Origin of the sequence: Pseudomonas sp. lyk4-R2A-10 (assembly GCF_030209075.1) — a bacterium.
Lineage (GTDB): Bacteria > Pseudomonadota > Gammaproteobacteria > Pseudomonadales > Pseudomonadaceae > Aquipseudomonas > Aquipseudomonas glycinae.
The window spans coordinates 61327-85430 of sequence record NZ_JARVSR010000015.1 but is presented as its reverse complement, the minus strand read 5'-3'; the positions used below and the strand labels follow the sequence as shown (position 1 = coordinate 85430).

Sequence of the window (24104 nt, the reverse complement as noted above, 5' to 3'; positions counted from 1 at the left end):
GAATGCTGGAGAGCTCCGCCGACCTGAAACATCTCTTCCGAATCCATAATCGATTGGATCGGTCAGGTCGCCGGAAATCCCGAGACAACTCGGTCAGTCCCCTCTCCCTCGGGGAGAGGGTTAGGGTGAGCGGCTTTTCAGAATCACACCGTATGCAGATACCAGTTGTACTCAAGGTCAGAGATCGAGTTTTCGAACTCGGCCAGCTCGCTTTCCTTGCACGCGACAAATACGTCGATGTACATCGGGTCGATGTAGCGGGCCATGACTTCGCTGTCGTCCAGCTCACGCAGGGCGTCGCGCAGGTTGTTCGGCAGGCTCTGTTCGTTCTGCTCGTAGCTGTTGCCTTCGACCGGGGCGCCCGGTTCGATTTCGTTGGTCAGGCCGTGGTGGATACCGGCCAGCACGGAAGCCATCAGCAGGTATGGGTTGGCGTCGGCACCGGCGACACGGTGTTCGATGCGCACGGCATCCGGCGAACCGGTCGGAACGCGGACGGCCACGGTGCGGTTGTCGATGCCCCAGCTCGGCGAGTTCGGCACATAAAACTGCGCGCCGAAGCGGCGGTACGAGTTGACGTTCGGGCACAGGAAGGCCATTTGCGCAGGTAGGGTCTCCAGCACACCGCCGATCGCGTGGCGTAGCGCGGCGTTCTGCTCGGGATCCTCGCTGGCGAAGATGTTGTTGCCTTCTTTGTCCAGAATCGAAATGTGCACGTGCAGACCGTTGCCCGCCTGGCCCGGATACGGCTTGGCCATGAAGGTGGTGTCCATCTCGTGGTCGTAGGCGATGTTCTTCACCAGACGCTTGAGCAGGACGGCGTAGTCGCACGCCTTGATCGGGTCAGACACGTGATGCAGGTTGACTTCAAATTGCGCCGGGGCGCTTTCCTTGACGATGGCGTCGGCAGGAATGCCCTGCTCTTTCGCGCCTTCGAGGATGTCTTGCAGGCAGTCGACATACTCGTCGAGGTCGTCGATCAGATAGACCTGGGTCGACACCGGACGCTTGCCCGAAACCGGCGAACGCGGCGATTGCGGACGGCCGTTCACGTTGTCCTGGTCAATCAGGTAGAACTCGAGTTCGAACGCGGCGCAAATGGTCAGGCCCAATGCGTCGAACTTGCGCACCACGTTGGCCAGCACTTCACGCGGGTCGGCAAAGAATGGCTCGCCTTCCAGTTCGTGCATGGTCATCAGCAGTTGTGCGGTCGGGCGCTTCTGCCAGGGCTCGATGCTCAGGGTGCCAGGGATCGGGTAGCAGATACGGTCGGCGTCGCCGATGTCCAGGCCCAGGCCGGTGCTTTCCACCGTGGAGCCGTTGATGTCGAGGGCAAAGAGCGAGGCCGGCAGGTTGATGCCTTTCTCGTAAACCTTGTGAAGACTGGTGCGCTCGATGCGCTTGCCGCGCACCACACCGTTCATGTCTGCAATCAGAAGGTCGACGTACAAAACCTCAGGATGTTTCTTAAGGAATGCGTTTGCTTCGTTGAGTTGAACGGCACGCAGAGGGACCGACATGATGCACCTATTTAGCTGTTAATTATTATGTTCACTTCTGTTTCGCCGAGCCAGTCAACCCGAACGGCAAAGTGAAGTCAATAGCGAACACAGGGCCGCTCAGCGTTTATTTTTCGGGCTTTTTTTAACACTCTCGTGCCAATGCAGGCGCCAGAGGCCCGCGGATCATGAAGATTTGATGAACGGCGTTTAGAATTTTTTACATGGGAGTTGTTAATTAAAATCAACGAGGCTAAGCTCCGGAAAAGCTCGTTCAAGTGTCAAACTTCGAGGTGAATAAAAATGGCATTCAAGCCATTGATCGGCGTTACTGCGTGCGTCAAACAGATTGGCCTGCACCCCTATCACATCAGCGGCGACAAATACGTTCGCGCTGTCAGCGTTGCGGCGCTGGGGTTGCCCGTCGTCATTCCTTCCCTTGGCCAACTGACTGAAATCGAAGATCTGCTGGGTCAGCTCGACGGTCTGTTGCTGACCGGCTCGCCGTCCAACGTGGAACCCTTCCACTATCAGGGCCCGGACAGCGCTCCCGGCACGGACCACGATCCGGCGCGGGATGCCACTACCCTTCCTTTATTGCGTGCAGCCATCGCGGCGGGCGTTCCGGTACTCGGCATCTGCCGGGGTTTCCAGGAAATGAACGTGGCGTTCGGCGGCAGCCTGCACCAGAAGGTGCATGAGCTGCCGGGCATGCTCGATCACCGCGAAGCCGACAGCCCGGATGTCGCCGTGCAATACGCCCCGGCCCATGCCGTGACGGTGCTGCCCGGTGGCGTGTTCGAAGCGCTGGAGCTGCCGAGTGAATTCCAGGTCAACTCGATTCACAGTCAGGGCATCGACCGCCTCGCTCCCGGTCTGCGCGCCGAAGCCGTGGCGCCGGATGGCCTGATCGAGGCGGTCTCGGTGGAGCACAGCCCGACCTTCGCCCTCGGCGTGCAATGGCACCCGGAATGGCAAGTGCTGGACAACCCGAACTACCTGCGGATTTTCCAGGCATTCGGCGAGGCTTGCCGCCAGCGTGCGGCGCGACGCAACCAGCGCTGACGCCACCCAACGATTGCAAAACCATTTACTGCCCCCGCGGGGTCGGCGGCTGCGCGCTTGCGCATCCGTCATCCGCGATCAGCAACACACCGCGAAAACAAAAAGCACCACCCGGCAGCCAGGACGGCGGCGCCGAACAACCCGCACGGTGCGGGTCTGCAATCCACTCTTAAGCCAGGCCGCGTTGGCCCGGCGACTGAAACCTGTTGGGAGTTTCACATGGCAAACGCCTCCAGCACTTACAGGAAGGCTCTTGAAGGTCATCAGCAACCGAAAAAGGTTCTGGTGAAGGTCGATCGAGTTACCAAGAAGTTCGACGAAACCACGGCGGTGGACGATGTGTCCCTGGAGATCCATCAGGGCGAAATCTTCGCCCTGCTCGGCGGCTCCGGCTCGGGCAAATCGACCCTGCTGCGCATGCTCGCCGGTTTCGAACGGCCGACTGAAGGACGCATTCTGCTCGACGGTGTCGACATCACCGACATGCCGCCGTACGAGCGGCCGATCAACATGATGTTCCAGTCCTACGCCCTGTTCCCGCACATGACCGTGGCGCAGAACATCGCCTTCGGCCTCAAGCAGGACCGTTTGCCGGCCAGCGAAATCGACGCTCGCGTCGAAGAAATGCTGCGCCTCGTCCATATGACCCAATACGCCAAGCGTCGCCCGCATCAACTGTCCGGCGGTCAGCGTCAGCGCGTGGCCCTCGCCCGCTCCCTGGCCAAGCGGCCGAAACTGTTGCTGCTCGACGAACCGATGGGCGCGCTGGATAAAAAGCTGCGTTCGCAAATGCAGCTGGAACTGGTGGAAATCATCGAGCGCGTCGGCGTGACCTGCGTGATGGTGACCCACGACCAGGAAGAGGCCATGACCATGGCCGAACGCATCGCGATCATGCACCTGGGCTGGATCGCCCAGATCGGCAGCCCGGTCGACATCTATGAAGCGCCGGTCAGTCGCATGGTCTGCGAATTCATCGGCAACGTGAACGCCTTCGACGGCACCGTGGTCGAGGACCTTGAAGGTCACGCGATCATTCACAGTCCGGACTTGCAGCAAAAGATCTACGTCGGTCATGGCGTCAGCACGTCGGTGCAGGACAAGTCGATCACCTACGCGATCCGCCCGGAAAAAATGCTGGTCAGCACGATCAAGCCGGAGACCCGCTACAACTGGTCCGAAGGCAAGGTGCATGACATCGCCTACCTCGGCGGTCACTCGGTGTTCTACGTCGAGTTGCCGAGCGGCAAGATCGTCCAGTCGTTCATGGCCAACGCCGAACGTCGTGGCGCGCGGCCGACCTGGGACGACAAGGTCTACGTCTGGTGGGAAGACGACAGCGGCGTGGTACTGCGCTCATGAGAACCTTCAATCAGCAATTCCTGCGCCTGGTGCCCAGCGGGCGAAAGTTCGTCATCGGCATTCCGTTCATCTGGCTGTTCCTGTTCTTCATGCTGCCGTTCTTCCTGGTGATGAAGATCAGCTTCTCGGAAGCCGCGCTGTCGATCCCGCCGTACTCGGAGATCTACACCTACGCCGAACAGAAATTCCAGCTGCTGCTGAACATCGGCAACTACACCATGCTTGGCGAGGACGAGCTGTACCTGTCGGCCTACCTCGGTTCGCTGAAGGTCGCGGCACTGAGCACGATGATGTGCCTGGTGATCGGCTTCCCGATGGCTTACGCGATCACCAAGGCCAGCAAGGAAGCGCAAAACGTCCTGTTGCTGTTGATCATGATGCCGACCTGGACCGCGATCCTGATCCGCGTTTACGCGTGGATGGGCATCCTCAGCAACAACGGTCTGCTTAACGCATTTTTGATGTGGACCGGGCTCACCGATCACCCGATCGAGATCCTCAACACCAACACCGCCGTCTACATTGGGGTCGTGTATGCCTATCTGCCGTTCATGGTGCTGCCGCTCTACGCCAACCTGGTGAAGCACGACGGCAGCCTGTTGGAAGCCGCGCAGGATCTGGGTTCGAGCAACTTCAACAACTTCTGGAAAATCACCGTGCCGCTGGCCAAGAACGGCATCATCGCCGGCTGCATGCTGGTGTTCATTCCGGTGGTGGGCGAGTTCGTGATTCCGGAACTGCTGGGCGGCCCGGAGACCCTGATGATCGGTCGCGTGCTGTGGCAAGAGTTCTTCAATAACCGCGACTGGCCGGTGGCGTCTGCTCTGGCGGTGGTGATGCTGTTGATCCTGATTGTGCCGATCCTGCTGTTCAACCGCAGCCAGGCCAAAGAGATGGAGGGACGGGGATGAAACGCTTCGGATTTTCAAAGTTCATGCTGATCTTCGGCCTGATGTTCATCTATCTGCCGATGCTGATTCTGGTGATCTACTCGTTCAACGCCTCCAAACTGGTGACGGTCTGGGGCGGCTGGTCGGTGAAGTGGTACGTCGGCCTGCTCGACAACACCCAACTGATGGGCTCGGTGGTGCGCTCGCTGGAAATCGCCTGCTACACCGCGATTGCCGCCGTAGCGTTGGGCACCCTCGCTGCGTTCGTGCTGACCCGCGTGACCCGCTTCAAGGGTCGTACGCTGTTCGGTGGTCTGGTCACCGCGCCGCTGGTGATGCCTGAGGTGATCACCGGTCTCTCGCTATTGCTGCTGTTCGTGGCGATGGCGCAACTGATCGGCTGGCCGCAGGAGCGTGGCATCGTCACGATCTGGATCGCCCACACCACGTTTTGTGCCGCTTATGTGGCGGTGGTAGTCTCCGCCCGCTTGCGCGAGCTGGACCTGTCGATCGAAGAAGCGGCGATGGATCTGGGCGCGAAACCGTTCAAAGTGTTTTTCCTGATCACCATCCCGATGATCGCGCCGTCGCTGGCGGCGGGCGGCATGATGTCGTTCGCCCTGTCGCTGGACGACCTGGTGCTGGCGAGCTTCGTGTCGGGCCCTGGCTCCACCACCCTGCCGATGGAAGTCTTTTCGGCGGTGCGTCTGGGCGTGAAGCCCGAGATTAACGCTGTGGCCAGCCTGATTCTGCTGGCGGTGTCGCTGGTGACCTTCCTGGTCTGGTACTTCGGCCGCAAGGCGGAAGCCAACCGCAAGCGGGCGATTCAGGAAGCGATGGATCAGACTGCCAACGAATCGTGGCAGCAACCGCAACCTCAACGAGTAGCAGCGACGGCCTGAGGCCGTCGCGTTTTACGGCTTTGCGCTTTTGCTTAAAAGCTTCTGAATAAAAAGAATGGAGTTTCACCGATGAAAATGTTTGGCAGGACTCTGCTGACACTGTCCTTATTGGGCGCAATCGCCACAGGCGCCCAGGCCAACGACAAGGTGCTGCGCGTTTACAACTGGTCGGATTACATCGCCCCGGACACCGTCAAGAAGTTCGAGGACGAGACCGGCATCCGCGTGACCTACGACGTGTTCGACAGCAATGAAACCCTCGAGGCGCGTCTGCTCGCGGGTAAATCCGGCTACGACATCGTGGTGCCGTCCAACAGTTTCCTGGCCAAGCAGATCAAGGCCGGGGTCTATCAGACCCTGGACAAATCGAAACTGCCAAACTGGAAAAACCTCAACCCGGTGCTGCTGAAAAACGCCTCCGCCAGTGATCCGGACAACGCCCACGCGTTCCCGTACATGTGGGGTTCGATCGGCATCGGCTTCAACCCGGACAAGGTCAAGGAAGTGCTCGGCAAGAATGCGCCGACCAATTCCTGGGACCTGCTGTTCAAACCGGAGAACGCCGAGAAGCTCAAGGCCTGCGGTATCAGCTTCCTCGACTCGCCCACCGAAATGATCCCGGCCGCCCTGCACTACCTGGGCTATCCGGTGAACGACAAGGACGTGAAGCACATCGCCGAAGCCGAAGCGCTGTTCATGAAGATCCGGCCGTCGGTGGCGTATTTCCATTCGTCCAAGTACATCTCCGATCTGGCCAACGGCAACATTTGCGTGGCCGTCGGCTACTCGGGTGACGTGTTGCAGGCCAAGGCCCGTGCGGTGGAATCCGGCAACAAGGTCGAGATCGACTACAGCATTCCCAAGGAAGGCGCCGGCAGTTTCTATGACATGGTCGCCATCCCGCGCGATGCCGCCAACGTCGAGAACGCTTACCTGTTCATGAACTTCCTGATGCGCCCGGACATCATCGCCGAGGTCACCAACAGCATCGGCTACAGCAACGCCAACGAAGCCGCGACGCCGCTGGTGGACGAAGCGATCCGCAACGACCCGGGCTCGTACCCGTCGCAGGAAGTGATGGCGACACTGTATGCAGTGCCGGATCAGCCGATTGCCACGCAACGGATCATGACCCGGGGCTGGACCCGCGTGAAACTCGGCAAGTGATGGCACCACCGATGATCGTTCCCACGCTCTGCGTGGGAATGCAGCCCGGGACGCTCCGCGTCCCAAAGCGGACGCAGAGCGTCCATTGAGGCATTCCCACGCGGACGGTTCGACGCCTCGACGTGGGAACGATCAGACAGTCAGCGATCAGTCTCGAAAGTTTCCGTTCATGCAGCGCCTTACCACCGCTGCCCCCTGCTCTGAACGGCCTCACCTGGCTTTCCTCGGTTCAGGTGAATTCAGGCGCCCTCGGGCGCCTTTTTTTGTGGCTCAGATCAGTGGCCAGTCGGCCAGCGAGCGGTAGCGGCCCTTGTGGGATTCGAACAGCGCGAAGCGTTCGGCCCGCAGGAAGAATTCCGGCGGCGTGGCGGATTCCGGCTCCGGCGCCCGATAGTCGCGGGCCAGCGTCAGGTGCGGACGATACTCGCGCGTCGCCTCTTCAAATCCGAATGGCAACATTGCCTGCTCCAACGCATACACCAGTCGCAGCAATGCCTGCGGGGCCTGCTCCGGCGCCAGCGACAACACCCCGGCACGCCGCCAGACCTGCAACCGATCCAGCGAAATCCTCAGCGCCTCGCCCGGTATGCGCACCTTCGCTGCCGCCTCGCAGACTTCGCCGATCTGCGCCAACGGCACCGCGCCGAGAAACAGCAGCGTCAGGTGAAAGTTGTCGGCCGGCACCGGTTTACCGGTACGCAAACCCAGTTCGCTGCGCCACTGGGCAATCGCCTTGCGCTGCGCCGGCGGGCAGTCCAGGGCGAAAAACAGCCGCTTGACCGGTTGATCCCCGCGCGTTTCGTCCGTCATGGCCACGCTCCTTCGTTCGTCGAGATCCCTGGATTCTACACGCCCGTTTCTGGCGACTCTCGGCATGGGGTTTATAGTTCAACGATTGCCATCAACCGGAGGACGTCATGCGCGAGATCCTCAGCAAAGAACCCTGGTGGGCCCGACCGCCGAATCCCGGACAGGATGAGAGCGAACTGGAATGGGGCTGGCTGGTGCATTACAGCGAAGGAGAGCCGCGTTTCGAATTCGTCCGCGAGCGGCCGACGGACGAGCAGATTCGCAACCGCAAAGGCTGCCGGATCACCCCGTCGGCGGAGTGACCCGGCAACGCGGCATCAAGGCTCGAGAATGTCCTTGAAGCCACCGAAGATCATCCGCTGCCCATCAAACGGCATCGGATTGGCGTCCGGTTGCATGCGCGGGTCTTCCATCATTTTCGCCATGCCGGTGTCGCGGGTGGCCTTGTCCGGCCAGACCAGCCAGCCGGCGGATACGGTTTCGCCTTCCTTGAGTTTCACTGCCATCGGGAAAGAGGTGACCTTGCCGTCCGGCACGTCATCGCCCCAGCCCTGAATCACCTCCAGCGCGCCGTATTCCTTGAACAGCTTCGCGGCGATTTCGCAGTGTTTTTTGTACTGTTCGCGGTTGGCATTCGGCACGGGCGCCACGAAAACATCGATGTAAGCCATGATCATTCTCCTTGCAGGGTGGGTTCGATCTGCTGGGTAGTCGACTCGGGCGGCCGCCATTCGACACGGTTGACGCCCAACCCGACCGACGGTTCATCTCGCCCGCCCAGATTGCCCTCGACCTGCGCCGCCATGTGCAGCGTGCCGGCCATCACGCCGGTGGTCGGGTTTTGCACCAGTTTCACCCAGGCCTTGTCGAACGTGTTGCCCAGACTGCTGCGGATCAAAGCTTCGCTGTCAGGACGGTCGTTGGCCTGAATGATCGCGCGGATGCCCGCCACACCGACCGAAATCAGCGCACCGGCCAATTTGCCTGCCGCTGCCGCCACCGCGCTGGCAGCGCCGCGCGGGGCCATTTCCGCCTCCATGCGCTGGCTGGCGCGCTTGGCCACCGGCGCCATGGCCGATTCAGTCGAGGCCACGCCTTTCGAGCCGCCATCAGTGTGGATCTTGTCGATCAACGCGGCGTAGGCCGGCAGCGTGTTCAACGGCTCAGTGCTGACAACCTGGTACAGCGAGGCGTCCCGCGCCGGCGGCGGACCAAGGGCGATGGCGGGGATTTTCTGCAATCGCCCGTTGAGCTGGGCAATGGGCACGCCGTGGCGCTGGGCGATGACCGGCATCTGCTGCGCCATCAGTTGCGCGTAAAACGCGGTGGATTGGCCGAGGATCGCGTCCGGGTCGATCTCCACCGCCACCGGCGCCAGCACGCGTTCCTGATATTGCTCCAGCAGGTAATCCGCCAGTCGCTTGGCCGAAGTGTCCTGCTCGCCGCTGGCACTGATCGTGTACCAGCTGACCTTCATCGACAGCCATTCCTGGGTCCAGTAGCTGCTGAACCACGGGATGAAATTTTCTTCAGTTTGCTCATAGACCCGAATGCGCCAATGTTCCATCGAACCACGGGCGAACACCTTGACCTGCTCGGTGGCCTGCCGGGAGGCGTTGACGATTTCCCGGTCGATCTGCTGCCAGGTGGCCGGCGAGACCACCACCGCCGGCGCGCTCACCGGGGCCCGCGCCGTGGTGGCGCAGCCGGCCAGCAACACCAGTGCTGCGACGAGCAGCGCACGCAGGTTCACGGTGGCGGTCCTTATCTGTTCTTCGGGCAGGAGACCTGAAGAATCCGGGGGAGATGACATGAGTATAGGTGCGTGCGGTGCGCCGTTTATCCGCTGGTCAGGGCTGCATCAGTCCAACCATCAATGGCGTCGATATTCACCATTGCGACGATTGCCTTCCGCCGACCGCTCGCCAAAGGCACGATTAACCCATCCGAAACACACAGCACGAGGAGTTCACATCATGATCAATACCGTCACCCTCGCCGTGAGTTTCCCGGTCTTCGGCAGCAACTACTACGATCAGCACGCCGTGTCGCGCAAGACACAAGCGCTGGTGTTCGACGAAGCTTTTGAAGATCTGTTGATGCCCGCCGCCAGCAATCATTTCAGCAATGAAGTGGTGGGCCTCAACGATCAGTTCCGTTTTCTGAGCGACATTCTCGCCACCCATTTGCTGGACATCGAGGCCTCAGTGCCTGCGCGATCCAGCGTCCGGGCGAGCGCTCATTTTTAATTCGCATCACTGAACACGCCGACTGGAACAGGCCAGTCCATTGCACTGGATGTGCCTGACCCATCAGCGTTTCCAGCACTCGGCATAGCGCGTGCAAACGTTGTATTGCGCATCCATTTTTGCCATGCGGTCCATGTGATGGTTCACCGCTTCCAATGTCACGGCTCTGGACGTCTGGAAGTAATACACAATCATCGACTTTTCCTGATCGGCCGGCGCTGCGTTGCCAGGTTTGCCAGAGGAATCGTCAGCACGGGACCACTCTCTGAGTTGCTTGTCTTCAGCGCTGCGCAGACGTTGCCGATACTCATTGGTGGAGCGCTCCAGAGTTTGAGCTTGAGCGGCCGCCGTCTCATTACCGAATTCGATCAGGTTCTGGCGATACAACGTCCAGTAATCCTCTGGCATGTCAAAACCCAGTTTGACCTTGCGCTCGCTGATCAGCGCATCAAGTTTTTCGGGAGTAAAGGCTGCTACAGGCTTTTGATCCGACCCGGACTTCATGAGTACGAAAGCACTCCCGTCGATGATCCGGTCGATCATTGCCGTGCGCTCCGGCGTATCGGGCAGCAGCGCGGGTGGTTTCGGAAAGATCGGGTTGCGACCCTCGCAAGCGGCAAATCCATCGCGCCTGATAGTGACGGGTGTACGCACATCCTTGCCATCAACCCGTTGCAGGCGCTGCATCAATGTCGAGCATTGGCTGCCCTTGAGTTCGAAGGTGAGTTCATACTCCGTTGCGCGCTCAGGCCTGAAACTGAACACCGCGCCACACACGCCATAGCCCACTTGGGTATTGACCTGCAGGAACACTTCCTTTTCGGGCGGTAACTTCACTTCCAGATAACCACGGGCCTTCTCTGGAGGCGCCACGGTCATGCCTACCCGCCGCGGACTGTCTCTGACAAATAAATTGTTCAGGATGCCGGTGGTCATGCCATCGCAATGCTCGGCGTCGAAGTAATTGACGGTGGCATTGTCAGTGTTGGCCACAAAACGCATCTTGGCGGCGTCGGGCCCGGTGGCGTCCTGATAGGTTCCTGTCAGCGCGCAACCGACAAGCCCCGAGAGGGACACCATCAAGCCGAAAAATGCCGAAGACCGGCGAAGAAGCGAAGTGACTGGCATGTTCATCCTTGAGGGAAAGGCCGGGAAAAGCCGCGATGCTACTGAATCGCCACTATTGCGTCCATTCCCTCAAAACCTGCCTGTTCAGCTTTGATCAATCATCATCCCGGTCACGGTAGTAGCGACGCCCGTCACGGCGGTCGTAGTCGCGGTCGTCCCAGCGTCGGTCATGATCGTAGTAACGGCCATGATCGCGGTCGTAATGCCGGCCATGGCGATGGTCATCATCGAAATCCGCCACACAGCCGCCCAGCAGTACGGCGGCGGAAACAGTCAGCAGCAGGCTTGTTGCACGCTTCATTCAGATTTTCCTAAAACCAAGGTCTTGACGACGAAAACAGTCAGCGCTGCCCACACCTTAAAGGCGCAGTGCGCGCTGCCGCAGATACGACCGGGGAAAAAGGCTTTGATTCACTGGCCACCAATGACCGTTCATCGCCCTGCCAACCACGTCCAGACCGTCCATCCAGTGGCCGTTTGATGGCGTTGCCTGAAGCAAAATCCGACAAAACCTTTTCCTCCCCCCTGCGGTCACTCCTAGAACAGACCAAGACTGGCTACCACGCCGGCGTGCCTTGGCGGGTCATTTGCAACCTGCCGACCTGATCAGAGGAAGCCCAGCCATGAACGACCATCCGCCGTTGGCGATTTCCCGACGCCGTTTCCTGATTCTCGGGGCCGTGACCGCGACTGCGTTCGCGATGCCCCCTTTCATCAACCTCAAGGCCTACGCGGCCAGCCTGGAGCAACCGGCCATGGCCAAAGTAACCATCGAAGTCAACGGCAAGCCGCAGACGCTGGAGATCGACACCCGCACCACCCTGCTCGACGCCCTGCGCGAACACCTGCAGCTGACTGGCAGCAAAAAGGGCTGCGACCACGGCCAGTGCGGCGCCTGCACGGTGATCGTCGATGGCCGGCGAATCAATTCCTGCCTGACCCTGGCGGTGATGCAGGACGGCGCCAAAGTCACCACCATCGAAGGCCTCGGCATGCCGGACCACCTGCATCCGATGCAGGCGGCGTTCATCAAGCATGACGGTTACCAGTGCGGCTACTGCACGCCGGGACAGATCTGTTCGGCGGTCGCCGTGCTCCAGGAAATCCGCGACGGCATCCCCAGCCACGCCAGCGCCAGCCTCACCGAAGCACCGCAACTGATCGCCAGCGAATTGCAGGAACGCATGAGCGGCAACATCTGCCGGTGCGGCGCCTACTCGAACATCATCGAAGCCATCAGCGAAGTCGCGGAGGTGCCAGCATGAGAGCGTTCAATTACAGCCGCGCCGACTCCCCTGCCGCAGCTGCTGCCCAAGCCGCGCAAATCGAAGGCGCACGTTTCATTGCCGGCGGCACCAATCTGCTGGACTTGATGAAACTCGACATCGAAACGCCCCAGCAGCTGATAGACGTCAATCACCTGGGGCTCGACCGGATCGAAGCCACCGACGACGGCGGCTTGCGCATCGGCGCACTGGTGCGCAATACCGATCTGGCCGCCGACAGCCGCGTCCGGAAAGACTACGCGCTGCTGTCCCGCGCCTTGCTCGCCGGCGCATCGGGCCAGTTGCGCAACATGGCGACCACCGCCGGCAATCTGCTCCAGCGCACGCGCTGCCCGTATTTCTACGACACCAATCAGGCCTGCAATAAACGTAATCCCGGCAGTGGTTGCGCGGCGATTGGCGGTGTCAGTCGACAACTTGGCATCATCGGTGTCAGCGACGCCTGCATCGCGACCCATCCGAGTGACATGGCGATTGCGATGCGTGCGCTGGATGCTCAGATCGAAACGATCAAGGCTGATGGCAGCACTCGACGCATCGCCATCGCGGACTTCCATCAATTGCCCGGCACCACCCCGAATGTCGAAACCAGCCTGACGCCGGGCGAGCTGATTACCGCCGTCACCCTGCCCGCGCCAGTGGGCGGCACCCATGTCTATCACAAGGTGCGCGACCGCTCGTCGTACGCCTTCGCCCTGGTGTCCGTCGGCCTGATCCTGCTGAAGGATGGCAGCGGTCGCGTTGCCGTCGGCGGCATCGCGCCGAAACCCTGGCGGGTCGAAGCGGCGGAAGCGTTGCTGCCGCAAGGCGCAAAAGCCGTCAGCGCGCGACTGCTCGACGGCGCCACGCCCACCGCTGACAACCAGTTCAAAGTGACATTGGTCGAGCGCACGATTGCCTCAGTGCTGGCCCAAACGAGGGACGAAGCATGAAATTCGACACGCCCGCCACGACCAACCCGATTGATCAGCTGAACGTCATCGGCAAACCCACCGACCGCATCGAAGGCCCGCTGAAGACCAGCGGCCAGGCGCCTTACGCCTACGAGCAACACGAAGCCGTGAAAAATCAGGCCTACGGCGTGATGGTCGGCTCGGCCATCGCCAAGGGTCGCATCACCCGCATCGATCTGGAGGCTGCCCGCGCCGCGCCGGGGGTGCTGACCATCGTCACCGCCGCCAACGCCGGCAAGCTCGGCAAAGGCCAATACAACGCCGCGCACCTGCTGGCCGGGCCGCAAGTTCAGCACTATCACCAGGCTGTGGCGCTGGTGGTCGCCGAAACCTTCGAACAGGCGCGGGCCGCCGCGCAGTTGGTCAACGTCGAATACGCGGCCGACAAAGGTCAGTTTGATCTGGCCAGCGTGCGCGATCAGGGTGTGGAACCGAAAGACGATCTGCCGGACGTCAAGCACGGCGACTTCGCCAGCGCCTTCGCCGCCGCGCCGGTGCAGTTCGACCAGACCTACACCACGCCGGATCAATCCCACGCAATGATGGAGCCTCACGCGACACTCGCCGCCTGGAAAGGCGATCAGGTGACGCTCTGGACTTCCAACCAGATGATCGCCTGGAGCGTCGGCGACATCGCCGCCACCCTCGGCCTGCCCAAGGAAAACGTGCGGTTGATCTCGCCGTACATTGGTGGCGGTTTCGGCGGCAAGCTGTTCATTCGTGCCGACGCGATCCTCGCCGCCCTTGGCGCACGGCTGGCGAACCGGCCAGTGAAGGTCGCCCTCGCCCGTCCGCAGATCGCCAACAACACCACCCACCGCCCCGCCACCATTCAACGCATTCGCATGGGCGCCACGGCGGACGGCAAACTCACCGCCATCGCCCATGAAGGCTGGTCGGGCAACCTCGCCGACGGCAAGGTCGAGGTTGCAGCGCAGCCGAGTCAGTTGCTCTACGCCGCCGAAAATCGTTTGGTGACCATGCGCCTGGCGCCGTTGGATCTGCCGGAAGGCAACGCCATGCGCGCGCCCGGTGAAACGCCGGGGCTGATGGCGCTGGAGATCGCCATGGACGAGATGGCCGAACAGCTCAAACTCGATCCGATCCAGTTCCGCATCCTCAACGACACCCAGGTTGATCCGGTGAAAACCGAGCGGCCGTTCTCCCAGCGGCGCCTGATCGAATGCCTGCAAACCGGTGCCGAACGCTTCGGCTGGGATAAGCGCAATGCGACGCCCGGCAGCCGTCGCGAAGGTCGCTGGCTGATCGGCATGGGCGTCGCGGCGGCGATTCGCAACAACCTGCTGGTGAAGTCCGGCGCACGGGTACGACTGGAGCGCGACGGCAAGATCACCGTTGAAACCGACATGACCGACATCGGCACCGGCAGCTACACCATCATTGCCCAGACTGCAGCGGAAATGATGGGGGTCAGCCTGGACGATGTGGTGGTGCGACTCGGCGATTCGAATTTCCCGGTGTCAGCTGGCTCCGGCGGCCAGTTCGGCGCCAATTGCTCGACCGCCGGGGTCTACGCAGCGTGCATGAAACTGCGCGAAGCGGTCGCAACCAAACTGGGCATGAACGCGGGTGAAGCGCAGTTTGTCGACGGCCTCGTGCGGCTGGGCAACCAGAACGTGCCGTTGCGTGACGCCGCGAAACACGCCGCGATCGAAGTCGAGGACAGCATCGAATTCGCCGACCTCGCCAAGCAGTACCAGCAATCGACCTTCGGCGCGCACTTCGTCGAAGTCGCGGTGGATGCCGCCACCGGCGAAGTCCGCGTGCGCCGGATGCTCGCAGTCTGCGCCGCCGGGCGGATTCTCAATCCGAAATCAGCCCGCAGCCAGGTGATCGGTGCCATGACCATGGGCGTCGGCGCGGCCTTGATGGAAGAGCTCGCGGTAGACAAACGCCAAGGCTTTTTCGTCAACCATGACCTGGCCGGCTACGAAGTGCCGGTGCATGCCGACATCCCGCATCAGGAAGTGATTTTCCTCGATGAAACCGACCCGATCTCATCGCCGATGAAAGCCAAGGGGGTGGGTGAACTCGGGATTTGCGGCGTGAGTGCGGCGGTGGCGAATGCGATCTATAACGCCACGGGCGCGCGGGCGCGGGAGTATCCGATTACCCTGGACAAGATTCTTGATGCGTTGCCCCCGATGATCTGAAACCGGTAGCGCATTAGCATGGGGTGCTAGTGCGCTAATCACACCGGGAGATAGCTAACTCACCAGCCCAATCAACTGCTGACGCTGCGCATCGGTCAGCATCAGCCCGAACCCGGCGCCGGCATTGTCGGCCATGTACAACGGATTGCGGGTGCCGGGAATCACACAAGTCACCGCCGGATGCGCCAGCAGAAACTTCAGTGCCAGTTGCGGCCAGCTCTTGGCCCCGACTTGCGCCGCCCAGCCCGGCAGCGGTTTACCTTTGAGCCGTGCGAGCAGGTCGCCGCCGCCGAACGGCCGGTTGCAGATCACCGCCACCCCCCGTTCGCGGCACAGCGGCAGGATACGCTTCTCGACCCCGCGATCATCCAGTGCGTAGTTGATTTGCAGGAAGTCCAGCGGCTCGGCCTTGAGCACCGCTTCGACTTCGTCATAGGCCGACGGCGTGTAGTGAGTGATGCCGATGTAGCGGATGCGGCCCTGGTCTTTCCATTCGCGCAGGGTCGGCAGATGGGTTTGCCAGTCGAGCAGGTTGTGGATCTGCATCAGGTCGATGCGCTCGGTGCGCAGCAGGCTGAACGACTGCTCCATCTGCGCGATGCCCTCTTCGCGGCCACGGGTCCAGACCTTGGTCGCCAGAAACGCCGGCGAGCGCGGTTCGTGGATCGACAGCAATTCACCGGTGGTTTCCTCGGCGCGGCCATACATGGGCGAGCTGTCGATCACCGTTCCACCCTTTTTGAACAACTCGCCGAGCACCGCCGGCAATTGCTTGTAGACCGGATCCCCGGGGGCGACGTCAAAACCGCGATAAGTGCCCAACCCCACCAGCGGCAGTGGCTCGGAGCTCGAAGGGATGGCGCGGGTCTGCATGGTCTGGGCTCCTGTGGCGTTCGGCGACGTAATGGCGGCCAGCGCCCGGTCAAAGGTGAAAACCGCTGACACCCCGGCTGCCAGTGTCAGCAACCGGCGGCGGGAATACCCCTCAGTGTGGTTCATGCTGGCGCCCTTGCCCTGTGGATCTGTTGCACCTTGTGTTTTGACGCAGCCCGCAACACCGTTGGACTACACTGCGACAGCCAACCTGCACGCCCGATTAAAGTTAGTCGAATGTCCAGAACCCTGTTGTCACTCGTCGCGTTGATCCTCGCCGTGTACCTGATCCTGTGCGCGGCGCTGTTCGTTTTTCAGCGGGCGCTGATCTATTTTCCCCAGCCCGCCAGCCTCGATTCGCCAGAGTCGCGGTTGACGCTGGCCATGCCCGACGCCGAGATTCGCGTGACGGTGCGCGAGCGCGCCGGGCCCAAAGCACTGATCTATTTCGGCGGCAATGCCGAAGATGTTTCGCGCAATCTGCAGGAGTTTTCCGAGGCGTTTGCCGACTATTCGTTGTATTTGCTGCATTACCGGAGTTTTGGCGGCAGCGGTGGTTCGCCCTCCGAAGCGGCAATTGCCGAGGATGCGCTGGCGCTGTTCGATCAGGTGTATGCCAGTCATCCGCAGATTGCGCTGCTGGGGCGCAGCCTCGGTTCCGGGGTCGCGGTGCGGCTGGCCAGCCAGCGGCCGGTGCAGCGGCTGATTCTGGTCACGCCCTACAACAGCCTCGAGGAAATCGCCGCCCGCCAGTTCCCGTGGGTGCCGGTGCAGTGGTTGCTCAAGGATCGTTTCCGGTCCGGCCAGTACGCGGCGCACATCCGCGTGCCGACGCTGCTGCTGGCGGCGAGCGATGACGAGGTGATTCCACGGTCCAGCACCGAACGCTTGCTGCACAGCTTTCCCGGCGGTGTGGCCACGCTCAAAGTGGTGGCGAACGCGACGCACAATTCGATTTCCGAACGGCCGCAATATCTGCAATGGATGCAGGATGTGTTGAATCGCTGAGCACTTCGTCGGCAGCCGTAGAAACCCGGCGCCGCCTCGTGAACCAAGTGCAAAAAGGTCAGTCCTACCCGCGCCGCGTTCTGCGGTTCACTTTCCTTCAGTGCTGTCTTTGTTCAGAGCTTTGCGTCCCATGCGCCACGCCGTACGTTCGTCTCGCTTCGTTTCGCTGTGCCTGTTGATCCTTTCTCCCCTGTTTTCTCTCTCTGCCCACGCCGGCGCCGAGCGGCAACTGGTGGCCGCCATCAACGACTACCGCGCCCATCCGCAACGTTGTGACCGGCGCCCGGCCCAACGGCTGGCGCCGCTGACGCTGAAGTCGAATCTGGCGTTGCCGGTCGGCTATGGCTACGGCGGTGGATTGCGCGAACGATTGAAAGACTCCGGCTATGCCGCCGTGGCGGTGCGCAGCATCCGAATCGTCGGCGCACAGGACGCCGAAGAGGCGTTCGAAATGCTGCAAGACGATTACTGCGGCGCGTTGCTCGACGGTCAATACGCCGACATCGGCATCAGCCGTGCCCGCAGCGAATGGCAAGTGGTGCTGGCCCGGCCGGTGCTCGACAGCCGCGTCGGCGACAACCGCAGCGTCGGCAAGGCCTTGCTGGCCGAGGTCAATGCCGCCCGCGCCCGCCCGCGCATGTGTGGTCGCCAGCGCTTCGCCGCCGCCCGGCCCTTGAGCTGGAACCCGGCGCTCGGCGCCGCCGCTCAGGGCCACAGCAAGGCCATGGCCTACGGCAACTATTTCGCTCACCGCGACCCGGACGGCGACGGCCCGGCAGATCGCGCACGTGCAGCCGGCTACCGTGGCCGGCAGATCGGCGAAAACATCGCCGCCGGACAAAGCTCACCGGGCAAGGCCATGGCCGGCTGGCTGGCCAGCCCCGGACACTGCGCCAACCTGATGAACCCGATGTTCACCCAGGTCGGCGCGGGGTTTGCCAGTGAGGCGCGCAGTGATGAAGGGGTTTACTGGACGATGCTGTTCGGGGCGCCCTGATCCGGTTCCATCCGAAATCGTCGAGCAGCGCTGCAAGTCGCAACTCGACGGCTGATCGTCAGACCGGAGAAATCGTGGCAAGGACGCCGATCATGATGGTCAACACAAGAAAGCCGCCGAGGAAAATCGCCATCTTAGCCATGAAGGCCTCCTGAATACTGAATGTCCGGCGCACCGGGCGCTCCGGAATGAAGCGCGTCGCGTATGGCCGAACGGCAGGGCCATTTTGGGCGTATGGCTGAGATGGTTACAGATGCAGATTCGACAGGAAAAAGCGGATCAGATGGATCGGACTGGCGTATGGGTCGATATTCAGATCGGTACAGAGGGTTTCCATTGCGCCGCTTTGATCTAGAGTCATGGGCGCCGCGCCAAGAACAACAAAAATACAGGAGTGAAACCATGTCCGACCTGAACCTGCACCCCAACGCCGCCGAATCCCTGAACCGCTGGCACGAGATGATCCGCACCGGCAACCTCAAGGCCCTGCCCGAATTGCTCGATCCTAAAGCGGTGTTCCGCTCGCCCATGGCCCACACGCCTTATCCAGGCGCGCCGGTGGTCTCGATGATCCTCAATACCGTGTTCAATGTGTTCGAAGACTTCAAATACCACCGTGAACTGGCGACGTCCGATGGGATGAATGTGGTGCTCGAGTTCAGCGCCAAAGTCGGAGCTAAAGAGCTCAAGGGCATCGACATGATCCGCTTCGATGAACAAGGCAAGATCGTCGAGTTCGAGGTAATGGTGCGGCCGCTCAGCGGGTTGCAGGCGCTGGGCGAAGAGATGGGACGGCGGTTGGGAGCTTATCTGGCGGCCGCCAAGGCCTGAAACCCGCACACAAAAAAGCCCACTGACCGTCACCGGTTCAGTGGGCTTCGTGTGTCAGGCCTCTGGATTACAGAGCCATGTCACGTGCAGCGCTTTCTTTCGGAGCCGGGGCTTTTTCAGCCGAGGCGTCCGCCGCTGGAGCTGCAGCCTGGCCAATCACCGGAGGAGTTGGCAGTTGCAGGATCTTGGCGGTGTAAGCCCACTCTTCAGCCACTTTGGCTGGATCGTTGTTCAGCTGGGTGCCGTAGCTTGGAACGATCTGGTGCAGCTTGGCTTGCCACTCAGGGCTGGCGACTTTGTCCTTGAAGACTTTCTGCAGCACGCTCAGCATGATCGGTGCAGCAGTCGACGCGCCTGGGGATGCGCCCAGCAGACCGGCGATGGAGCCGTCTTTGGAAGCAACGATTTCGGTGCCCAGTTTCAGCACGCCGCCAGCGGCTTCATCACGCTTGATGATTTGCACGCGCTGGCCGGCTTGCCACAGGCGCCAGTCTTCGGCTTTGGCGTTCGGGAAGTATTCCTTCAGCGCGTTCAGACGGTCTTCATCCGACAGCATCAGTTGACCGGCCAGGTACTCGACCAGCGGGTATTCCTTGATGCCGACCTTGGTCATAGGCCAGATGTTGTGGGTGGTGGTGCTGGTCAGCAGGTCCAGGTACGAACCTTCTTTCAGGAACTTGGTGCTGAAAGTCGCGAACGGGCCAAACAGGATGACGCGCTTGCCGTCCAGGACACGGGTGTCCAGGTGCGGAACGGACATCGGAGGCGCGCCAACCGAAGCTTTACCGTAAGCCTTGGCCAGGTGCTGTTCGGCGATGGCCGGGTTATCGGTCACCAGGAACGAGCCGCCTACCGGGAAGCCAGCGTATTCCTTGGCTTCTTCGATACCGGACTTCTGCAGCAGGTGCAGGGCACCGCCGCCGGCGCCGATGAACACGAACTTGGCGTCGGTTTCAGTCTTGGTGCCGTCTTTCAGGTTCTTGTAGCTGACGCGCCAGGTGCCATCGGCATTCTTGGTGATGTCCTGCACTTCGCTGGACAGCTTCAAGTTGAAGTTGGGCTTGGTCTGCAGGTAACCGGCGAACTGGCGGGTGATTTCGCCGAAGTTCATGTCGGTACCCAGCGGGCTCCAGGTGGCCGCGATTTTCTGGTTCGGGTCACGCCCTTCCATCATCAGCGGGACCCACTTCTTGATCACAGCCGGGTCTTCGGAGTACTGCATGCCGGCGAACAGCGGGCTCGCTTGCAGGGCTTCGTAGCGCTTTTTCAGAAACTTGATGTTGTCATCGCCCCACACGAAACTCATGTGCGGCGTGGTGTTGATGAACGAACGAGGGTCCTTCAGGACGCCTTGACGAACCTGCCAGGCCCAGAATTGACGGGAGACCTGGAACGCTTCGTTGATCTCGACGGCTTTCGGGATGGTGACATTGCCCTTGTCGTCTTCCGGGGTGTAGTTCAGCTCGGCCAAGGCGGAGTGACCAGTACCGGCGTTGTTCCAGCCGTTGGAGCTTTCCAGGGCGACGCCGTCGAGGCGCTCGACCATTTCCATCGACCAGGTCGGTTCCAGCTCATTGATCCACACACCGAGGGTGGTGCTCATGATGCCGCCGCCGATCAGCAGAACGTCGACTTTCTTTGCTTCTTCGGCATTGGCGGAAGACATCCCCATCGCCAAAGCCAGCCCCAGCAAGGCTGTGTTCACTTTCTTAAACATCTGTTGCACCTATGATAAAACGCCTTCCGCCCGCCGCTGTTGTACGTATGAGGTCCCCTCTTTCGCGACACTCAGGCCAGCGTCGCGGGTTCCGGCACACTTCAATTTTGACGGGTGGGCACACAAGACCGACAGGCAGTGTCGACCTCAGTTATATGTCCCTTCTGAACTGACTTCTTATCATTATTGGCTTCAGCTACTTGAGCGACAGGGGTTCTGTCTGGCCCGCCGAATAGCGCGCCAGACTGAATGGGGTCAAAACAAGTGGCGCGAAGAATATCACGTCATGGCAAACCCGCGCGTCTGTTCGCGACCGGATAGTTTTCAACAAGCTCTTCAAACGCTTTCTAACGCCGGCCCATTCCTGCTAAGTTGTACGACGACTGACAAATTACCCAGTCGTTTTCATCACCTACAACAACAAGGAATACCCATGAACAAATCCGGATTGCTGCTCGGTCTCGTCTGCCTCTTCAGCGGTTACGTCGCCGCCGCCCCGGCGGAACAGGACGTCGCCCAGGCCGTCGATCACCTGACCCAGGCGATGCTGCACAAGGACATCGCCGAACTGAACGCCCTGACCGCCGACAACCTCACCTACGGCCACTCCAGCGGCAAGATCCAGGACAAGAAAGCCTTCATTACCGACATCGAAACCGGGAAGAGCGCATTCAAGACCCTGGAGATGCAAAACCAGACCATCACCCTGTCCGGGGACACTGCGCTGGTACGCCATCACTTTTCGGCGCAGGCCCTCAAAGGCACCGAAGTTGTGCCGACGGAAATCGAGAACTTCCAGATCTGGCAGAAGCAGGCTGGCAAGTGGTTGCTGGTGGGGCGTCAGGCGTACAAGTTCTGATGCATGAGCTCTGCCGTCGAAGAGGCGGCAGAGTCCGCTCCTATAACCTGAACCGATCCACCGACTGCGCCAGCCGCCCCGCCAGACTCGACAGTTCATCCGTGGTATTCGCCGTCTCGCCGATCACCTTGCTATTGCCCTCCGACATGCCCGCGATCATCTCCACCTGATGGGCAATCTCGTTGCTCGCCTGGCTCTGTTCGCCGATGGTGCGGGTAATGTCGTTGACCAGTTGCGTAGTGCTCAGGGTGGCCTCGAGGATTTCGCGGATCGCGCGTTCGACGTCGGCGGTGACCGCCATGCCCTTGTCGACCTGGGCGACACCGGCCTCCATGCTGCTGACGGCCTCGCGGGTGCTGTTCTGGATGCGCGCGACCATCGCGGCGATTTCCTGGGTCGAGGCGCTGGTGCGCGCAGCCAGGTTGCGCACCTCATCGGCCACCACCGCAAAGCCCCTGCCCTGCTCGCCCGCCCGAGCGGCCTCGATGGCTGCGTTGAGCGCCAGCAGATTGGTCTGATCGGCGATGCTTTTGATCACCTGAATGATATTGAAGATGCCTTCGGATTCCTGATCCAGGGTGCGGATCACCTGTGCCGATTGCTGGGCGGAACGGGCGATGTCGTCCATATCGCTGACCACTTGATGGATCACCTGCCCGCCGTTTTTCGCCAGTGACTCGGCCTGGCTGGCCATGTTCAACGCGCGCTCGGCGTGACGGGTGATTTCCTCGATGCTGGCGGTCATCTGGCTTGCGGCAGCCGCCATGGTGCCGGCGGCGGTGCTTTGTTGCTGACTGCTGTCGGCCACCTGATGGCAGCCGTGGCTCAGTTGCTCGCTCATGCCGCTGACGCCGTGGGCGTTGCTTCGCACCACACCGATCATGTCTCGCAGGTCGCGCTGCATGGTTGCCAGCGTGCGGATCAGCGCACTGGCTTCGTCCTTGCCGGACGGTTCGGCGATCGGTTCGCTGAGGTTGCCGTGGGCGATGCTTTCGGCGATACGACTGGCTGACTTCAGCGGCCCCATGATGCTCAGGATCACCCAGCGGCCCTGAAACAACAGCAGCAACAGGCTGGCAAAGAGGACGATACCGAGCGCGACATTGGCATTGTGGATCGCCGCCTCGGTGCCTTCGCTGGTCTGCCGGGTATTGGTTTCGATCAGCTCGCTGAGGGCGGCCATCTGTTCTTCGAGCTGGCTGAACGCCGTACTGAAGGTGCCGAGATGCTGCTGGGCGCTGTCCGGGTTTTCCAGTGCAAGACCGACGATCTGCTCCCCGGCGCTGATGTAGGTGTCGAGGCTGGGCTTGATCTGCTCCAGCGCGGACTTGATCGTCGGATTCACCGGCAACTTGAGATTTTCACCCAATACCTCGCGAAAATGCGCCGCATGCTCTTCGACGGAGCTGCGCACCTCGTCCGCCGAACTGGTGCTTTTGCTCAGCCCCACCAGCATTGCCGAATACACATCGGCACGCAGGGCGTCATGCATCATGTCGGCTTCCATGTGATTGCGCAGCGCGCTCATGCTGACCGCGTTGTCACTGACCGCCGAAGCCATCCGCTGATTGCCGACGTAACTGACCAGACTCACGATCAACGCCGTCAGCAGGCTGGTCGCAATCAGCAACACCAAACGCAGTTTGATCGACACCGTGATTTCCTCCCAGGCTGCGCCACGCGGCGCCTTTCAACGCTTCAGTTAAGCCTATTTACGTGAATCCGCCGCTTTAGAGCGTCGCAGGGTATGTCGTTACATTCGGTAAAAACGCGGACTGTGCGACGGTTCTCGTTCTACGGCCACTACCGCCTGGCATGGCGCATGGAACTCCCGGGCTGTCCGGCACCTCTCACATTATGTGGTAATTCCTTTTCGCTTTACGCTGCTGGAGGAACACCGTCATGCGCCGTTTATTACTCGTTTCGTCTCTTATGCTGTGCCTGCCTTTCGGTTCGGCATTCGCCCGCGTGGATGCGGGAGATGTGGCTACTTCAGCGGGGGTTTCCGCGTCGCTGTACTCGACCTTCAAGGATCACAAAATGGTGATTCCGGCCCGTGACGACTTGTCCGCATTCGTCGCCAGCGGCGGAACGATCCGTGGCGTTTACCTGGAATCGGTGCTGCAACAGGTGCGTCAGGACAATCCCGGCCTGAACGCCAGCGATGAAGAGCTGGCCAACGCCATCCTGGTTCAGTACGAAGGTCTGTCGCAGTAACCACGGCACGTTCGATGATGATGGTGGCTGACGGACTTGCCACCGTTACGCCCTGCCGATGGACGGCTGGCGAACGACCATGGGCAAAACCGTCGAACGGCCTCTATGATGGAGGCC

General features: G+C 61.1%; 24 protein-coding genes and 1 pseudogene. 15 read left to right on the top strand and 10 right to left on the bottom strand.

Features of this window, described 5'->3' with window-relative positions:
• Window positions 1-143: 143 nt before the first annotated feature.
• Window positions 144-1520, bottom strand: a complete 1377-nt coding sequence (locus QRN46_RS25530) for a glutamine synthetase family protein (protein ID WP_011333558.1) — start codon at window positions 1518-1520, stop codon at window positions 144-146.
• A gap of 282 nt (window positions 1521-1802) precedes the next feature.
• Here QRN46_RS25530 and QRN46_RS25525 point away from each other — a divergent pair, with 282 nt between their 5' ends.
• The 5 genes from QRN46_RS25525 to QRN46_RS25505 all read left to right on the top strand — a co-directional run bounded on the left by QRN46_RS25525 (window position 1803) and on the right by QRN46_RS25505 (window position 6885).
• Window positions 1803-2564, top strand: coding sequence for a gamma-glutamyl-gamma-aminobutyrate hydrolase family protein (locus QRN46_RS25525; protein WP_011333557.1), 762 nt, complete (start codon window positions 1803-1805; stop codon window positions 2562-2564).
• A gap of 219 nt (window positions 2565-2783) precedes the next feature.
• Window positions 2784-3926, top strand: a complete 1143-nt coding sequence (gene potA, locus QRN46_RS25520) for a polyamine ABC transporter ATP-binding protein (RefSeq protein ID WP_007957110.1) — start codon at window positions 2784-2786, stop codon at window positions 3924-3926.
• A 29-nt stretch (window positions 3927-3955) separates the two neighbouring features.
• Complete coding sequence (locus QRN46_RS25515) at window positions 3956-4837, top strand: ABC transporter permease subunit (protein WP_170929740.1); 882 nt, start codon at window positions 3956-3958, stop codon at window positions 4835-4837.
• Window positions 4834-5718, top strand: a complete 885-nt coding sequence (locus tag QRN46_RS25510) for an ABC transporter permease subunit (protein WP_011333555.1) — start codon at window positions 4834-4836, stop codon at window positions 5716-5718. Before QRN46_RS25515 ends, QRN46_RS25510 begins: the two co-directional genes overlap by 4 nt.
• 69 nt (window positions 5719-5787) lie before the next feature.
• A complete protein-coding gene (locus tag QRN46_RS25505) occupies window positions 5788-6885 on the top strand; it encodes a polyamine ABC transporter substrate-binding protein (protein ID WP_285358038.1) in 1098 nt (365 codons plus the stop codon).
• 270 nt (window positions 6886-7155) lie between these two features.
• On the opposite strand, the gene thpR is transcribed toward QRN46_RS25505, so the two are convergent.
• Window positions 7156-7695 (bottom strand): RNA 2',3'-cyclic phosphodiesterase, encoded by a 540-nt coding sequence (gene thpR / locus QRN46_RS25500; protein WP_285358035.1) that lies wholly within the window; start codon window positions 7693-7695, stop codon window positions 7156-7158.
• Between the two features lie 107 nt (window positions 7696-7802).
• Here thpR and QRN46_RS25495 point away from each other — a divergent pair, with 107 nt between their 5' ends.
• On the top strand, window positions 7803-7997 hold the full coding sequence (locus QRN46_RS25495) for a hypothetical protein (RefSeq protein ID WP_007957125.1): 195 nt from the start codon (window positions 7803-7805) through the stop codon (window positions 7995-7997).
• 15 nt (window positions 7998-8012) lie between these two features.
• Here QRN46_RS25495 and QRN46_RS25490 read toward each other — a convergent pair whose 3' ends face one another.
• Complete coding sequence (locus QRN46_RS25490; RefSeq protein ID WP_011333552.1) at window positions 8013-8366, bottom strand: DUF1428 domain-containing protein; 354 nt, start codon at window positions 8364-8366, stop codon at window positions 8013-8015.
• Window positions 8367-8368: 2 nt separating this feature from the next.
• On the bottom strand, window positions 8369-9448 hold the full coding sequence (locus tag QRN46_RS25485) for a hypothetical protein (RefSeq protein WP_221615730.1): 1080 nt from the start codon (window positions 9446-9448) through the stop codon (window positions 8369-8371).
• Window positions 9449-9671: 223 nt separating this feature from the next.
• Here QRN46_RS25485 and QRN46_RS25480 point away from each other — a divergent pair, with 223 nt between their 5' ends.
• On the top strand, window positions 9672-9944 hold the full coding sequence (locus QRN46_RS25480; RefSeq protein ID WP_039770930.1) for a hypothetical protein: 273 nt from the start codon (window positions 9672-9674) through the stop codon (window positions 9942-9944).
• Window positions 9945-10007: 63 nt separating this feature from the next.
• Here the strand turns inward: QRN46_RS25480 and QRN46_RS25475 are convergent, their stop codons facing one another.
• Together QRN46_RS25475 and QRN46_RS25470 are read right to left on the bottom strand one after the other, a co-directional pair.
• Entirely contained in the window at window positions 10008-11072 is a 1065-nt protein-coding gene (locus QRN46_RS25475; RefSeq protein ID WP_236676489.1) for a hypothetical protein, read from the bottom strand.
• 94 nt (window positions 11073-11166) lie between these two features.
• Window positions 11167-11373 carry a hypothetical protein gene (locus QRN46_RS25470; RefSeq protein ID WP_011333548.1) on the bottom strand — a complete coding sequence of 69 codons (207 nt, stop codon included), beginning with the start codon at window positions 11371-11373 and terminating at the stop codon, window positions 11167-11169.
• 322 nt (window positions 11374-11695) lie between these two features.
• Between QRN46_RS25470 and paoA the strand changes: the two genes are divergently transcribed.
• From paoA to paoC, 3 genes are read left to right on the top strand one after another with little or no spacing between them, the layout of a single operon-like run.
• A complete protein-coding gene (gene paoA, locus QRN46_RS25465) occupies window positions 11696-12337 on the top strand; it encodes an aldehyde dehydrogenase iron-sulfur subunit PaoA (RefSeq protein WP_011333547.1) in 642 nt (213 codons plus the stop codon).
• A complete protein-coding gene (locus QRN46_RS25460; protein WP_201817484.1) occupies window positions 12334-13290 on the top strand; it encodes an FAD binding domain-containing protein in 957 nt (318 codons plus the stop codon). The genes paoA and QRN46_RS25460 overlap by 4 nt, the downstream gene beginning before the upstream one ends.
• Entirely contained in the window at window positions 13287-15485 is a 2199-nt protein-coding gene (paoC, locus tag QRN46_RS25455) for an aldehyde oxidoreductase molybdenum-binding subunit PaoC (RefSeq protein WP_201817488.1), read from the top strand. Before QRN46_RS25460 ends, paoC begins: the two co-directional genes overlap by 4 nt.
• A 54-nt stretch (window positions 15486-15539) precedes the next feature.
• On the opposite strand, the gene QRN46_RS25450 is transcribed toward paoC, so the two are convergent.
• Window positions 15540-16484, bottom strand: a complete 945-nt coding sequence (locus QRN46_RS25450; protein WP_201817491.1) for an aldo/keto reductase — start codon at window positions 16482-16484, stop codon at window positions 15540-15542.
• A gap of 111 nt (window positions 16485-16595) precedes the next feature.
• On the opposite strand from QRN46_RS25450, the gene QRN46_RS25445 reads away from it, so the two are divergent.
• The 3 genes from QRN46_RS25445 (at window position 16596) to QRN46_RS25435 (ending at window position 19194) form a co-directional block, all read left to right on the top strand.
• Window positions 16596-17366 (top strand): alpha/beta hydrolase, encoded by a 771-nt coding sequence (locus QRN46_RS25445; RefSeq protein WP_201817494.1) that lies wholly within the window; start codon window positions 16596-16598, stop codon window positions 17364-17366.
• Window positions 17367-17496: 130 nt separating this feature from the next.
• Window positions 17497-18363, top strand: coding sequence for a CAP domain-containing protein (locus tag QRN46_RS25440; RefSeq protein WP_011333542.1), 867 nt, complete (start codon window positions 17497-17499; stop codon window positions 18361-18363).
• Between the two features lie 402 nt (window positions 18364-18765).
• Window positions 18766-19194: a nuclear transport factor 2 family protein gene (locus tag QRN46_RS25435; protein WP_201817498.1), complete on the top strand. Its 429-nt coding sequence runs from the start codon at window positions 18766-18768 to the stop codon at window positions 19192-19194.
• Between the two features lie 67 nt (window positions 19195-19261).
• Here QRN46_RS25435 and mqo read toward each other — a convergent pair whose 3' ends face one another.
• On the bottom strand, window positions 19262-20911 hold the full coding sequence (mqo, locus tag QRN46_RS25430) for a malate dehydrogenase (quinone) (RefSeq protein WP_011333540.1): 1650 nt from the start codon (window positions 20909-20911) through the stop codon (window positions 19262-19264).
• 433 nt (window positions 20912-21344) lie between these two features.
• Here mqo and QRN46_RS25425 point away from each other — a divergent pair, with 433 nt between their 5' ends.
• A complete protein-coding gene (locus QRN46_RS25425; RefSeq protein WP_285358020.1) occupies window positions 21345-21770 on the top strand; it encodes a nuclear transport factor 2 family protein in 426 nt (141 codons plus the stop codon).
• 40 nt (window positions 21771-21810) lie between these two features.
• On the opposite strand, the gene QRN46_RS29200 is transcribed toward QRN46_RS25425, so the two are convergent.
• On the bottom strand, window positions 21811-22536 hold the full coding sequence (locus QRN46_RS29200) for a methyl-accepting chemotaxis protein (RefSeq protein ID WP_373423150.1): 726 nt from the start codon (window positions 22534-22536) through the stop codon (window positions 21811-21813).
• A 129-nt stretch (window positions 22537-22665) separates the two neighbouring features.
• A pseudogene (locus QRN46_RS29195) lies at window positions 22666-23424 on the bottom strand (MCP four helix bundle domain-containing protein); the annotation flags it as partial.
• Window positions 23425-23672: 248 nt separating this feature from the next.
• Here QRN46_RS29195 and QRN46_RS25415 point away from each other — a divergent pair.
• Entirely contained in the window at window positions 23673-23987 is a 315-nt protein-coding gene (locus tag QRN46_RS25415; RefSeq protein WP_011333537.1) for a DUF2388 domain-containing protein, read from the top strand.
• The last annotated feature ends 117 nt before the right edge of the window (window positions 23988-24104 follow it).

Coding starts and splice junctions, on each gene's coding strand:
- QRN46_RS25530 (WP_011333558.1), bottom strand. CDS start 1,520: ATGTCGGTCCCTCTGCGTGCCGTTCAACTCAACGAAGCAAACGCATTC.
- QRN46_RS25525 (WP_011333557.1), top strand. CDS start 1,803: ATGGCATTCAAGCCATTGATCGGCGTTACTGCGTGCGTCAAACAGATT.
- potA (WP_007957110.1), top strand. CDS start 2,784: ATGGCAAACGCCTCCAGCACTTACAGGAAGGCTCTTGAAGGTCATCAG.
- QRN46_RS25510 (WP_011333555.1), top strand. CDS start 4,834: ATGAAACGCTTCGGATTTTCAAAGTTCATGCTGATCTTCGGCCTGATG.
- QRN46_RS25505 (WP_285358038.1), top strand. CDS start 5,788: ATGAAAATGTTTGGCAGGACTCTGCTGACACTGTCCTTATTGGGCGCA.
- thpR (WP_285358035.1), bottom strand. CDS start 7,695: ATGACGGACGAAACGCGCGGGGATCAACCGGTCAAGCGGCTGTTTTTC.
- QRN46_RS25495 (WP_007957125.1), top strand. CDS start 7,803: ATGCGCGAGATCCTCAGCAAAGAACCCTGGTGGGCCCGACCGCCGAAT.
- QRN46_RS25490 (WP_011333552.1), bottom strand. CDS start 8,366: ATGGCTTACATCGATGTTTTCGTGGCGCCCGTGCCGAATGCCAACCGC.
- QRN46_RS25480 (WP_039770930.1), top strand. CDS start 9,672: ATGATCAATACCGTCACCCTCGCCGTGAGTTTCCCGGTCTTCGGCAGC.
- QRN46_RS25475 (WP_236676489.1), bottom strand. CDS start 11,072: ATGCCAGTCACTTCGCTTCTTCGCCGGTCTTCGGCATTTTTCGGCTTG.
- QRN46_RS25470 (WP_011333548.1), bottom strand. CDS start 11,373: ATGAAGCGTGCAACAAGCCTGCTGCTGACTGTTTCCGCCGCCGTACTG.
- paoA (WP_011333547.1), top strand. CDS start 11,696: ATGAACGACCATCCGCCGTTGGCGATTTCCCGACGCCGTTTCCTGATT.
- QRN46_RS25460 (WP_201817484.1), top strand. CDS start 12,334: ATGAGAGCGTTCAATTACAGCCGCGCCGACTCCCCTGCCGCAGCTGCT.
- paoC (WP_201817488.1), top strand. CDS start 13,287: ATGAAATTCGACACGCCCGCCACGACCAACCCGATTGATCAGCTGAAC.
- QRN46_RS25450 (WP_201817491.1), bottom strand. CDS start 16,484: ATGAACCACACTGAGGGGTATTCCCGCCGCCGGTTGCTGACACTGGCA.
- QRN46_RS25445 (WP_201817494.1), top strand. CDS start 16,596: ATGTCCAGAACCCTGTTGTCACTCGTCGCGTTGATCCTCGCCGTGTAC.
- QRN46_RS25440 (WP_011333542.1), top strand. CDS start 17,497: ATGCGCCACGCCGTACGTTCGTCTCGCTTCGTTTCGCTGTGCCTGTTG.
- QRN46_RS25435 (WP_201817498.1), top strand. CDS start 18,766: ATGTCCGACCTGAACCTGCACCCCAACGCCGCCGAATCCCTGAACCGC.
- mqo (WP_011333540.1), bottom strand. CDS start 20,911: ATGTTTAAGAAAGTGAACACAGCCTTGCTGGGGCTGGCTTTGGCGATG.
- QRN46_RS25425 (WP_285358020.1), top strand. CDS start 21,345: ATGAACAAATCCGGATTGCTGCTCGGTCTCGTCTGCCTCTTCAGCGGT.
- QRN46_RS29200 (WP_373423150.1), bottom strand. CDS start 22,536: ATGGCGGCTGCCGCAAGCCAGATGACCGCCAGCATCGAGGAAATCACC.
- QRN46_RS25415 (WP_011333537.1), top strand. CDS start 23,673: ATGCGCCGTTTATTACTCGTTTCGTCTCTTATGCTGTGCCTGCCTTTC.